General features: G+C 33.0%; 9 protein-coding genes. 7 read left to right on the forward strand and 2 right to left on the reverse strand.

Features of this window, described 5'->3' with window-relative positions; all coding sequences use genetic code 11:
• Positions 1–132: 132 nt before the first annotated feature.
• The 3 genes from BM183_RS09890 to BM183_RS09900 all read left to right on the forward strand — a co-directional run bounded on the left by BM183_RS09890 (position 133) and on the right by BM183_RS09900 (position 5,514).
• Positions 133–993: an AraC family transcriptional regulator gene (locus BM183_RS09890; protein ID WP_091686578.1), complete on the forward strand. Its 861-nt coding sequence runs from the start codon at positions 133–135 to the stop codon at positions 991–993.
• A 269-nt stretch (positions 994–1,262) separates the two neighbouring features.
• A complete protein-coding gene (locus BM183_RS09895) occupies positions 1,263–3,398 on the forward strand; it encodes a methyl-accepting chemotaxis protein (protein ID WP_091686580.1) in 2,136 nt (711 codons plus the stop codon).
• 97 nt (positions 3,399–3,495) lie between these two features.
• Positions 3,496–5,514: a DUF2264 domain-containing protein gene (locus tag BM183_RS09900; RefSeq protein ID WP_091686685.1), complete on the forward strand. Its 2,019-nt coding sequence runs from the start codon at positions 3,496–3,498 to the stop codon at positions 5,512–5,514.
• Between the two features lie 205 nt (positions 5,515–5,719).
• Here BM183_RS09900 and BM183_RS09905 read toward each other — a convergent pair whose 3' ends face one another.
• Positions 5,720–7,372 (reverse strand): response regulator transcription factor, encoded by a 1,653-nt coding sequence (locus BM183_RS09905; protein WP_091686581.1) that lies wholly within the window; start codon positions 7,370–7,372, stop codon positions 5,720–5,722.
• Positions 7,373–7,381: 9 nt separating this feature from the next.
• A complete protein-coding gene (locus tag BM183_RS09910) occupies positions 7,382–9,166 on the reverse strand; it encodes a sensor histidine kinase (protein ID WP_091686583.1) in 1,785 nt (594 codons plus the stop codon).
• 569 nt (positions 9,167–9,735) lie between these two features.
• Here BM183_RS09910 and BM183_RS09915 point away from each other — a divergent pair.
• From BM183_RS09915 to BM183_RS09930, 4 genes are all read left to right on the forward strand, one after another.
• Positions 9,736–11,067: an ABC transporter substrate-binding protein gene (locus BM183_RS09915; protein WP_091686585.1), complete on the forward strand. Its 1,332-nt coding sequence runs from the start codon at positions 9,736–9,738 to the stop codon at positions 11,065–11,067.
• A 124-nt stretch (positions 11,068–11,191) separates the two neighbouring features.
• A complete protein-coding gene (locus BM183_RS09920) occupies positions 11,192–12,085 on the forward strand; it encodes a carbohydrate ABC transporter permease (RefSeq protein WP_091686586.1) in 894 nt (297 codons plus the stop codon).
• 14 nt (positions 12,086–12,099) lie between these two features.
• Entirely contained in the window at positions 12,100–12,927 is an 828-nt protein-coding gene (locus BM183_RS09925; protein WP_091686588.1) for a carbohydrate ABC transporter permease, read from the forward strand.
• 52 nt (positions 12,928–12,979) lie between these two features.
• Positions 12,980–14,158, forward strand: a complete 1,179-nt coding sequence (locus BM183_RS09930; RefSeq protein WP_091686589.1) for a glycoside hydrolase family 88 protein — start codon at positions 12,980–12,982, stop codon at positions 14,156–14,158.
• Positions 14,159–14,166 lie beyond the last annotated feature (8 nt).

A 14,166-nucleotide genomic window follows, 5' to 3' on the forward strand; every position in this document is an offset into this window, starting at 1 on the left:
CTAGGTATTGATTATAACTAATTATATCAGTTATAATTGGGACAATGGTACTATACCTTTGTAAGCTCCTATATATAAAGGTATTGATAAAAGAAAATATACACTAACATAAGATGGGAAAGGGGTATTTATATGAAGCAATTTACATCTTGTAAAGAATCCGTTGAATCCTGTATATTGAATAAGAACTTTGCTATTGCACATTTATATCATGAAGAAAAAACATTAGACATACATATCCACGACTGTCATGAAATCTACTATTCAATTTCCGGAGGTAAACAATTTCTAATAGACAACAAGTTTTATACCATACAGCCTGGAGATGTATTCTTAATTAATAAATACGAGAGTCATCATTTATCACAGATCGATCAAATGGAACATGAGAGAATTGTCATATCCATTCATGATGAATTGTTAAAAAAACTATCCACTAAGGATACGGATTTAAATTATTGTTTTTCTTATCGGGAATCTGGTTTTAACCATCGTATCTCCCTGGATAAAGAGCAGCAGCAACGGTTTAACTACTATATTCACAAAATTTCCAGTGCTTCCGGATACGGCGAAGATATTATTGAACAAACTGCTTTTACGGAACTTATGGTATTGCTAAATAGTATTTTTATAAATCAGTGTCATTCCACTATTAAAGATATTTCTTACCAGTATAATCAGCAAGTGGATGAAATATTAGATTATATTAATCAAAATATTTATTATCCTGTTACAATTGAGGAATTAGCAAAACATTTTTTCTTAAGTGAATCCTATCTTTGCAGAATATTTAAATCCACAACCGGTACTACAATCAAAAAGTATATGACAGCCAGAAGAATCAGTATTGCAAAGAAACTTCTTGCAGAAGGCATGAATGTAACGGAAGTTTGTGATTATTGCGGTTTTAATGATTATAGTAACTTTTTAAAAGCATTTAGCAAATCTGTTGGCATATCCCCAAAAAAATATGCACAATATAGTCTGAAATAGTAATACAAGTTTTTCTTAAATTAAACCAATAAATTGTAAAATCGCATAATAATATCAATACTATCCTTGGGTACGTAAATCAATCAAATGCATTTACATACCCATTTTATATTAATAAATTATATAAATGTGAAAATAGTAATACTATATCCAATAAGATTCTGCGAATATATGAAAATATAAACATAATTTAATTATATTACATTTACCAAAATTTTAAATTTGGTAAAATTATTATATTACAAATGATAATTGGGGGAAAATAAGAAATGAAAAAAGGTATTAAAAGCAAGGAAGATTTAATTAATAAAAAAATCAAAAAATTATTCAGTAAAAGCAGTAATTCTATTAATAAGATTCCAATTAAAAAGTATATATTCGGTATAAAAACCAAGTTAATTCTTTCTTTTTTTATTACAGTCTGTTTTATTATTGTTCTTGGCATGGTATCTTACTCAAAATCATCAAAAGACATCAAAGAGAATTATATAAATAACGGAAAAATCAGTTTGGACATGATGGCTGAATACTACGAATTAGGAATGAACACAGTAGAAACAAAAGCGATCCAAATTGATTCCGACGGAGTATTAAAAAAGTATTATACCGGTGCTTATAAACATAATCCATTGGAAGAATCCAATCGATACAATGAGATTAAAAAGTCAATCATGGCATCCTCTGTTGCAGATGAAATCGTACAAGATATAACAATAATCGCAGGGTATGGAAATGGTATCCATTCAGGTTCCACACTGGATAACTCAGTTTATACCGGATTTTTAGATTCCGGTGAAAAAACATTGTTTGATAGTGCAGGAGACACTACAGTATGGGTTGGTAATCATACATATTTGGATGAGACCATAAAAACTTCACAAGATAAGTATTCTTTAAGCATGATAAGGGAGTTAAGCAGTGGAGGCAGCAAACATAAAGGTTATATCATAATTGATATTAAAAAGGAATTTGTTGACAATATATTGGCAAAAGCAAATTTTGGGGATGGAAGCATAACCGGAATTATAACCATGGATGGCAGAGAAATATTGTATGGTAATTACCATGATGAATTTGCTTTTTCAAAGGAATCATTTTTTCAGGATACATTAAAAGCAGATAAAAAGGATGTTTATGAATATGTAAATTACGGTGGTAAAGATTATTTGTTTTTATACTCCTCTATAGGAACTTCAAAAGCATCCATTTGTACTTTAATTCCTAAAGAAGGAATTATGAAACAGGCAGAGAGTGTAAAGCAGGTAACATTAACCATTGTACTTATTTCCAGTATCATTGCTATTCTAATAGGTACGACCATTGCTTCCGGAATTAGCAGAACAATTAATAAAATCAATAGAGTTTTGCATATGGTATCGGAAGGAAACCTGGCTGCGGAGATACAGGTTAAAAGGAAAGATGAATTTAGTATATTAAGCAGAAGTATTAATAACATGATTGACAGTATGAAATACCTTATAACCCAAATAACCGGGGTTAGTTCTTTGGTTACAGGTACCGCCACTGATGTTAATACGGAATCAGAAGTTTTATTAAAAGCAACAGAAGATATTTCAAGAGTAATATATAACATAGAACAGGGGGTGAATCAACAAGCGGAAGATGCGCAGAATTGTTTGCTGCTTATGGAAAAATTAGCGGAAGAAATTAATATGGTATGCAGCAATACAACAGAAATGGAGGACATTTCATTAAATACAAAAGAAGTTGTAGGAAAAGGTATTACCATATTAAATGACTTAAATGTAAAAGCAAAAAATACAAGTGAGATTACATTAACTGTTATTGATAATATAGAGAACCTTGCAAACCAGTCATCCTCTATTTTTAAGATTGTTGAAACAATTCGTGATATTGCCGAACAGACTAATCTGTTATCCTTAAATGCTTCTATTGAAGCGGCAAGGGCCGGCAGTGCAGGAAAAGGTTTTGCCGTAGTAGCTGATGAAATAAGAAAATTAGCGGAACAATCTGCAACATCAGTAGGGCATATCAGCCTGATTATCGAGGATATTCAAAAACAAACAACTTTAACAGTCAGCTCCGCAAAACAGGCAGAGGAAATCGTTGCCTCTCAAAGTTCTGCACTAAAGGATACAATCCATGTGTTCGATGACATTAATAAACATATTGAGAATATGACTTATAAACTGAATAAGATCACAAATGGTATGAATGGAATTGAGCGGGCTAAAGACAGTACTTTAGAATCTATTGAAAGTATTTCCGCAACTTCAGAGGAAACAGCAGCAGCTTCAAGTGAGTTAAACATAACAGTTCAGGGACAACTGGATGCAGTTCAGGGCTTGAATCAATCTGCCAATGGATTAAATGACAGTTCCATAGAGTTAAAAGAAGCAGTAAGTAAATTTAAGATTGATTAACATCAGTAAATTAGTAAAAGAATATTAAGAGATGTCCCCCGGAATAATTTACATACAAGGATTTATGCCCCATCCTGGCGGCGGAATGGAGATTAATATGAAATATTGTCTAGAAGAACCAGATTACAAATTAAGCCCTTATACGGGAATGACTAAGAAACATTGGATAGAAACCTGCCACCTGTTTTTAGAAGGTATCTTTTCACATGTAAAAGAGTTTCAGGATCCAATTGTTATCCCCCATTCCGGTGATAAGGTAAGCTATCCACAACCGGATGCCCCTGAATGGAGGTATGCGGCAGAAAAGTTTGAGGGACTGGCAAGAAGCTTTCTGATTGCCGCACCTTTATTAATGAACGAACCAGAGGCTATCATCGCAAATTATAGCTTAAAAGAATATTACAAGAATCAAATACTTGCTTCTGTAACACCCGGAACAAATAGTTACTTATATAATTTAGAGGAAATAAAGAAAAGTGCTAAGGAAGGTGAACATGCTTTCCAACATACTTGTGAATGTGCTTCTTTAGTAATTGGTTTAACCATATCTGAGAACATAATCTGGAATCATTATACGGAAGCTGAAAAGGATATAATTGCAGAGTATCTCAGTGAGTTTGGACATTCCAGAACCGGGCATCATAATTGGCGCTTTTTTAATATGTTAATACTAGCATTTTTAGATAGGCATGGTTACCAGATAGATAAAGGAGTTATGAGAGATCATGGGGCCTGTATTCTTTCTTATTATGCAGGTGATGGCTGGTATAGAGACGGACATAGGTTTGATTATTATTCTCCATGGGCTTTTCATGTATACGGACCTTTATGGAACCAGTGGTACGGTTATGAGCAGGAGCCGGAAATGGCAGCAAAAATGGAGGAGTATTCCAATGAATTAATGGATACCTACCCCAATATGTTTGATATAAATGCCCATATGATTATGTGGGGAAGAAGCAGTATATATAGAAGTGCGGCATCCGCTCCTCTTGCAGCAAATTTACTTTTAAGAAATAGTACAGTAGACAGAGGATTAGCCAGAAGAATATTATCAGGTAATTTACTGCAATTTATTACGAAAGAAGAATGTTTTGTAAATAATATACCATGCCTTGGTTACTATGGCCCGTATGAACCATTGATTCAATCCTATAGCTGTTCTGCCAGTCCATTTTGGATAGCCAATTCTTTTTTATGTTTAGCTTTACCTGATGAAGATGAATTTTGGACAGCCATAGAGAAGAACGGGGTTTGGGAGAATAGAGATGTTCCTGTAGAAGAAACTACACTAGATGGACCGGGGATGAATCTTACCAATTATAAAGAAACCGGTACAGTAGAACTTAGGTGTGGGAAAGTATTAGTGAAAAAAGGTGATCCATTGCTTTCAGAGTATTCCAGATTAAGTTTTAATAGTATATTACCTTGGGAAGTCTTTGACTTTATCGGACCGGAGGCAATGCAATACAGCCTCTTATACAAAGATAAAGGGAGTACCCAGATACCTAATATTCTTTTATATGCAGGTGAGAAGAATGGGGTATTGTACCGTAAAGAATACTTTGATTTTGAAGCAACTTTTCAGGATAAAGCAAGTATTGATTTGGCAGATTTCCCGGTAAAGAATGGTCTTATTCGTGTTGATAAAGCCCGTATACCGGATAAACCTTATATTTTATACTTGGGACATTATGGTCTGCCTGTAATGGATACGGAAAATATAAGCATAGAAGAGAGAGAAAAAAACGGGGCAAAAGCAATCATTGCTAAAACACAAGATTTACAGGTTGCCATGGTTATTTATACCGGATTTGACCTGCTGGCTGTGAAAGAAAACTTCTCAAAAAATCCTGTAACTGATGAAAGCATACTGATTTATGCAGAAAGTAAAAGAGATAATTATTATGAGTACAGAGATTATGTATTGATTACTGCCATACTGCATAAAAGAGATAATACCTTCTGGAGTGATGAAGAATTATTCCCAATTGAACAAATTACATTTGAAGACAAAGAAAAATGCGGCGGATATGGTAAAATAACCGTTAAGCATAGTAATGGAATAGAGACAATAATAGATTATGAAGGAATTGAAGGAAATCTTAAAATCTAATAGAAAAAGATTGATATAATTTATTTAAAAAACTGCCATTTTGAGTAAATTAAGCATGTTGGATTCCATGCTCAAAGAGGCTGTTGTAAAAAAGAACAGAGATACCAGATTTAAAAGATAGATTAATACTATAATCCATATCGTGATATGAAACATTCATTTTGCAACAGCCCCTTCTCTAAGTGGCACAGAATAATATTTTTATTTACTTTTGATTAATTATACTAATTTCATACTCTCTTGGAGACATTCCAGTTACTTTTTTAAAGACTTTGCTAAAATAATAAGGATTATCAAAACCCAACATATCTGAAATTTCATACATAAGGTAGTTATGAGTATTAATTAACTCCTTGGCCTTTTCAATCTTTACATAGGAAATATAATCAGAAAAATTACTGCCGGTATGTTTTTTAAAACTGCTGCTTAAATAACCGGAACTAAAATTTAAGGCTTCTGAAACACTGGACAAGGTAAGCTTTTCTGTGTAGTGGTTATTAACATATTTTTTTGTTAATTCTATAATCTTATCAATTTTTGAATTCTTTCTGGAATCTATTATGTTACATATAGTGGTGCGGAAATGCTTCAAATACTCTATAATATCATTAAGACAACTGAATTGATTCAGATGTTCCATTACCGTAATGGTATTTGGGAGTGTGTCCATATACCCATTCTCATAACTTTCAAAAAAGGAATAAAGATTGATACAAGCATTAATGGCTTGTCTTTTACGGGGTGTATATGTTGAGAAAAGATCAATTAATTGATTAAATATATCAGATACTTTTTGGCTGTCATTTTGTTGTAAAGCTATATTCAATTCTTTCTTTAAAAAGCTTATATCAAAATTATCGTTATGTCCTATCTTCCTGCATTTTTCCGAATAAAATATGATTGGAGATGCAGGATAATAATAATAGTAATCGATAGCTGTTATAGTCTGATCAATTAATTCGGGAAGCTGATAAGCATCTTTAGCAACCTCACTGATACCGAAAGCCGCAGTAATCTCAAAATAAGTTTTTAATACAGTATTCACTTTATTACAAAAAGATTTTAGTACATCAGCAATGTTATCAATGCCTTCCGTTGAAACTATCAGCAAAAATCTCCATTGTCCCCACTCCAGTATGGAAGAGTTTTTGAAAAATCTTCCAAGCATTTCGCTGATTATACCTGATGCATGAGCGGTTATTTTCTTTATATCATCCTGTTTACCTTCTTCTATATACTCTGCATTGGAATAACTTATGCTCAACATAATAAGTAGTGGTGAAACAAAGCATTCAGCTATCTGTTTCTCATTATCCGTAAAAGAGTTTAATTTTTCCGTTTTATCCGGTAATACCGACTCATCAATTGTTACATAATCTTCGGAAGAGAGTAGTAATTTTTTGAAAAATGTTTTGGTTATTTTTTCTTTACCCGCTTCTATATATGAATTGACCATTCGGTTGGTATTACATGCAGTTATTTGGTCATAATGCTGTTTTGCTTTATTAAGACTGTTAACTAAAGATTCTTCTGTTAAATTTATTTTTACTAAATATTCCGAAGCTCCAAGAGTTAAGGCTTTCTTAGCAAGTTCAAATTCTTCCAGATTGGTCAAAACCACAAATGAAAAATCCAAATTTTCTTCTTTACATTTTGTTATTAGTTCTAAGCCATTCATAACAGGCATCTTAATATCTGTTATAATGATATCTGGCTGCAATTCTATAATCTGTTCTAATGCCTGCTGGCCGTTAGTGGCTTTGCCGATAATGGTACAGGCATGCTCCTCCCAGTTAATTAAAGAAGTAATCCCCGCTAATATTAATGGTTCATCATCAACTAACATAATCCGATACATAGAAACCTCCTAGTCAAATTCTAATGGAAGAGATACTGTAATTTTGGTGTATTCTCCTACTTTGCTGTCAATTTTAATTCCATAATCTTCTCCATAAACAAGTTTAAACCTCCTATCAACATTAGGTAAACCAATACCGCTCATAGTACTGCTCTTAACTCTTTCCGTTTTTGATAAAAGGGTACTTAGATTTTCCGGTGAAATTCCAACGCCATTATCATAAACGGATATATATAACGTACTATTATCTGTGTATGCTGATATTTTGATAACTCCAGTATGACCGCTTGGCTCAATACCATTAAAAATTGCATTTTCAACGATAGGTTGTAAGGTTAGTTTAATAATTTTCGCTTTATAAAGAACCGGATCCGATATTTGAATATCTATATCGAATAATTCAACATATCTTATCTTTTCAATTATAACATAGTCATTTAAAAATTCTAATTCTTTTTCTAATGTTACTTTTTCGTTAAAGCCTTTTGCCATATTTTTCAATAGTGAAGACAGAGAGGTTACCACCTGAACAATTCCGCTATTTTTTTGTATCATGGCAATCCAGCGGATGGAATCCAAAGTATTATAAAGAAAATGGGGATTGATTTGTGCCTGTAACATTTTTATTTCCAGATCTTTCTTTTCTTTTTCTATCTCAACCCGGGTATCCAACAGAGTATATATTTGACTGGACATCTGATTTACGCATTTGCCAATTGTTCCGATCTCATCATTACCTTCAATCTTTGGATCACGGGTAAAATCTCCATTTGAAATATTTTCGATACTATATAAAAGCCGTGCAATAGGCTTATTAATTTTCTTCGAAATTAATATTGAAAGCAGCAATCCAATAATTAAACAGGAAATAAACAAAAGGATAATTGTTTGGATTATTACAATGTGCTCCATACTAAGGTCCTTTATTGGTATTACTTCATAAATTAATATACCGCTTTGAGGCTGTCTGTAATAAGTAACAATACTATCAATGCCATCAATATCCACACGGAGATAACCCTGATTATTAGACTTGTTCAATAAAGTATTTATAATGCTTGTCCCATTAATACCACCGGAATTAACAGAGGCAATTACATCACCTTCCTTTGTTATACAATACATAGCGCTATCATCGTTATATTGTTCTAAGGTTTTACTATATAATTTCGAGGATATACATAATAAAACCCATCCATTATTTTTTTTGTTGTCATCATATTCTAAAGTTCTAAGTATAGGAAGGAGTTTAGTTTTAGATGGTTCTAAAAAAGGTGAATCTACCAAGGATAATTGATAGGAACTTGAATTTTTTTCATATTCTTTTTGAAACCAATCTGAATTAGTAATCCATGAAACATCATTTATAGATCCGGGAATAAAACCGGATTGTATTAAAACTCCATTTTTACTGTAGAGAGTAATTTTTGCTATGTATTCGCTATAACCGGAAACTGCACAATAATCTTTTAAAACCTGAGTTCCATATAGAGCCAATTGTTTACCGCTGGATGTCTGTAAGTTACGGCTGTTTATGGATAGGAATAAGGATTTCCTTGCTGTACAATTCAGTACAATGTTTAGCATTTCTTCGTAGGCAATGTGAAGCCGGTCTGAAATGTTCTTAGTATGGTACATGGAATTATTAATTGCAGTTTTTATTGTATTTTTTCGATATGAGATAAAATTAAATATACTTACAAACATTGCTATTGAAATAATAATAATAAGATTGTAAAGTATAAGTTTACTTTTAATCGTTTTTATTGAAAATAAGTCTCTGAATTTTTTCATGAATTTGAATCCTTTCAATTTAGATAAGAAGGGAAAGTGTGAAAAGAAATTCTAAGTCAGCACAATACGCTGACTAAGTATTTCTAAGTTTCACACTAGGAAGAACTCCAACAAGAGAATCCATTGGAATTCTCTTGTTGAACTTCTTCATCTATTATTTGAGATGTGGCTAAGCCACATCATGTCTGGAAGTGTGAAATACATAATTCACACCCTGATTCGGCAGTGCCAATCTGAGCAGATACGGCATGCAATGTGAGCTATTGTGAGAAACTTAAAACAGCATCATATTTGTAAGATTAAATGTTTATTACCTCTATTATATCTTCTTTCAGCAAAAACACAAGAAAACAAGGGAGAAAATATTCGTTTTTGTTGAATGTCTATAAATAGTATAAAAATATAAAGAAAATATATTTTTATCTATTATAAATTTTGTAGGAACTATAAATAGTAATATAAATATAAACATAATTTATGTTCTTATAGGCGTTTTTTTGTTATCATGAATGCAAGATATAAAACACTTATTACATAAAGCCAGCGCTTTATAGTGAATTTATAGGAGGATGTATATGAAAAAACCAATTGTTTTGCTATTATCTGCAATAATGGCAGCAACCCTCATCACAGGATGTGGCAAAAAGGATACACCAAAGGAAGATACTACAAAAAATGAAACTGGAAATGAACAAACAGAAAATACCAAAAATGACGGTGGAAAGAAAACTCTTACCGTAACTACTTGGGATAATGACACTACACCACAATTCTCAGCAACGATCAAAGCTTTTGAAGATGCACACCCTGATGTTAAGGTTGAAGTTATTGATACTTCTGCAGACGAATATAACAATAAGCTTACTGTTATGTTAGCAGCTGAATCAAAAGATCCGGACGTAATCTGGGTAAAGGATATGGGATCCTTACTTTCCATGGCATCTAAGAAACAATTACTGGAATTAGATGAATTTATTGCAAAAGATAATGTAGATTTATCCGTATACAGTGGTGCTGCAGAACAGCTTCAAGTAGAAGGAAAATCTTATTCTCTTCCATACCGTTCTGACTGGTATGTATTATACTATAATAAAGACTTATTCGATAAAGCCGGAGTAGAATATCCATCAAATGATATGACATGGGCTGAATACGAAGAGCTTGCAAGAAAAGTAACATTTGGTGAAGGCAGCGATAAGGTATATGGAACTCATAACCATACTTGGCAGGCACTTGTTACTAACTGGGCTGTACAAGATGGAAAGAACACTGTAGTTGCAAAAGATTATTCTTACTTAAAACCATATTATGAACAAGCAGTAAGAATGCAAAAAGATGGAATCATCCAAGACTATGCAACATTAAAAACAGCGAATATTCACTATTCAAGTGTATTTAAGAACCAACAGGTTGCGATGATGCCAATGGGTACTTGGTTTATTGGAACAATGATGCAATCCCAGACTTCAGGGGAGACTGACTTTAATTGGGGATTTGCAACAATTCCACATCCAGAAGGCGTTGCAGCAGGCTCAACAGTTGGAGCATTAACTCCTATTGCAATTGGTGCTAACACAGATGTTCCGGATTTAGCATGGGAATTTGTAAAATTCGCTGCATCCGCAGAAAACTCTAAAACACTTGCAGAGAATGGTATTTTATCAGGAATTCAATCCGAAGAATCTTTTGATATTATAGCTTCAGCTGAATTTTTCCCATCTGAATGTAAAGATGCTTTAAAATATACTAATTATGTATTTGACAGACCATTAGATGAGAATATTGATGAAGTACGTACCGTATTAGATGAAGAACACGATTTGATCATGATTGGTGAATACACTATTGATGAAGGTATAAAAGAATTACAAGAACGTGTTGCAGAAATTAAAGGTTATTAAAGTTAAGGTAGAACTTATATATTGTTAAGTAAAAGGGGCGTTCAAAAAAATGTTGTTTATTAAACAATAGAGTGTTTGAAAGCGCCCCTTTTTATTATGCAAAGATTTAGCGGAGGTTAAATATATGACATCAAAACAGAAACGAAAAATAAAGAATAATTTAGTAGGGTATTCTTTTATTTTGCCAAATCTCATTGGTTATACTATCTTTATTTTTTTACCAGTGTGTTTTTCATTAATATTAAGTGTAATGGAATGGGATGGTTCAAGAAACCCCATGGTATTTGTGGGCTTAGAAAATTTTAAACGGTTAATAAATGATAGTACATTTCGTATTTCTTTTATAAACACTTTAAAGTATGCAGTATTTACAGTTCCAATAACGGTAGTTGCATCTTTATTATTAGCAGTATTATTAAATAAAAAGATAAAAGGCATTGCAGTATTTAGAACATCCTTTTTCTTCCCCTATATTGCATCTTTAGTAGCAGTTGGTGCAGTTTGGAACATGCTTTTCCAACCGGAATACGGACCAATCAACAACTTATTAAGAGCCATTGGTATAGCGAATCCTCCCAGATGGGTCGTATCTACAAAATGGGCTATGATGGCAGTAATTATTGTTAGTATATGGAAGTTCATGGGCTATTATATGATCGTTTATCTGGCTGCACTACAGGGCATATCGCCTGCTCTATATGAAGCTGCAAGCATAGATGGTGCCAATGGATGGAGAAAGTTAAGATACATAACAATTCCTTTGTTGACGCCAACAACCTTCTTCGTAATGATGATGTTAACCATACAATGTTTTAAAGTATTCGATTTAATCTATGTTATGACTGGCGGAGGACCGGGAAGATCTACCAATGTATTGGTTAACTTTATATACAATTCAGCCTTTGTAAAATTTGATTTTGGATATGCAAGTGCAGCAGCTATTGTATTATTCGTAATTGTTCTTGTTGTTACACTGATTCAATTTAAAGGCGAAAAGAAATTCGTTAAATATATGTAAGAGAGGCGAAAATTATGAAAACAAATAAATCAATAGGTAGAATTATATTATATATTTTACTCATTGCCGCATCAATTTTAATGCTTATTCCTTTCTATTGGATGGTTATTTCATCTTTAAAATTAAATAAAGACGTATTTTCCATACCTATGAAATGGATTCCGGATGCTTTTCATTTTGAAAACTATCAAATTATATGGAAAAAGCTACCTTTGTTAGACTTCTTTAAAAACACCACTAAATTAACCGTTATTACAACTATTATTCAGCTGTTTACCAGCTGCTTCGCAGCTTACGGTTTCGCTAAAATGAAGTTTGCAGGCAGAAATCTGATCTTTTTAATCTATGTAACTACAATCGCTGTTCCATGGCAAGTGTACATGGTACCACAGTTTACAATGATGTCAAGATTTGGATTGACCAATAGTCATCTTGGGCTAATTTTATTACAGTCCTTCTCAGCTTTTGGTGTATTTTTAATTCGTCAGTTTTATATCAGTATACCGGAAGAACTTTGTGAGGCTGCCAGAATCGATGGTTTAAGTGAATATGGAATATTTGCAAAAATTGTATTCCCTTTAGGTAAATCAGCTATGGCAACTTTAGTTATTTTTACATTTGTGAACGTATGGAATGACTTTATGGGACCTCTTATTTATTTAGACAGTACGAATTTAAAAACAATTCAACTTGGTATTCGTATGTTCATATCTCAATATGGAGCTGACTATGCATGGGTTATGGCCGCTTCTGTGTGTTCTCTGATTCCGGTTGTTATTATATTTATATTCTGTCAGCGTTACTTCGTTGAAGGAGTTGCAGCAAGCGGTATTAAAGGCTAATACATGATAAGGTTTATTACAAAATTAATAAGAACCAAGGGAGGTTAATTAAATGGCACAAACTTTTGAAAGCATGAAAAAGTATGAAGGAACAGACAAAACTATAATCAAAACTGCATTAGATCAGGCAGTGGATATAGTTAGAGGAAATCTTGCAGATTTTACACACAAATTTCAATCATCCAACAGTATAAACCAATTTTATGAACCAACTGAAAATGTTGAATGGACAACCGGATTTTGGACCGGTGAGATATGGATCGCTTACGAACATACCGGAGAAAAATGCTTTAAAGAATCAGCAGAAATACAAGTTGATAGTTTCTTAAATCGAATCCTTAATAAAATAGATGTAAATCACCATGACATGGGTTTCTTATACAGTTTATCCTGTGTAGCTGCTTATAAACTTTGCGGAAATGAAACAGGGAAAAAGGCAGCTTTGTTAGCAGCAGATAATTTGATAAGCAGATACCATGAAAAGGGACAATTCATACAGGCTTGGGGTGATATTGATGCAGAAGATAATTACAGATTAATTATTGACTGCTTATTAAATCTGCCCTTGCTTTATTGGGCAACAGAAGTTACCGGTGATACTTCTTATGCACAGATAGCGGAGAATCATATAAAAACAGCAATGGAATGTGTGGTCAGACCGGATCATTCCACATACCATACTTACTTTTTTGATCCTAAAACAGGAAAACCTACTTATGGGGTAACCCATCAGGGCAACCGAAATAATTCTGCATGGGCAAGGGGCCAGGCTTGGGGAATCTATGGAGTAGCACTTAGCTATGCTTATCTAAAGGATCCGAAGTACCTTGAAATATTTGAAAAAATAACAGATTACTTTATTGAACATTTACCGGAAGATTTAATCGCATATTGGGACTTTGATTTTGATACGGGAAGTGAAGAACCCAGAGATTCTTCTTCTGTTTCAATTGCTGTATGCGGAATGTTAGAAATGGCAAAATATCTGGAACCGGCAAAAGCAAAAAAATATACAGATGCAGCAGACAAAATGTTAAGAGCTTTAATTGACCATTGTGCGGTAAAGGATAGAAAAGAATCCAATGGATTATTATTACACGGAACTTATGCAAGAGATTCAAAAGAGAATACATGTACCAACCGCGGCGTAGACGAGTGTAATACTTTTGGAGATTATTTTTATCTGGAAGCACTTATTCGTATGTCTAAGGATTGGAAGTTATATTGGTAAAGGAGTGA

The sequence above is a fragment of the Anaerocolumna aminovalerica genome (assembly GCF_900115365.1).
GTDB lineage: Bacteria > Bacillota > Clostridia > Lachnospirales > Lachnospiraceae > Anaerocolumna > Anaerocolumna aminovalerica.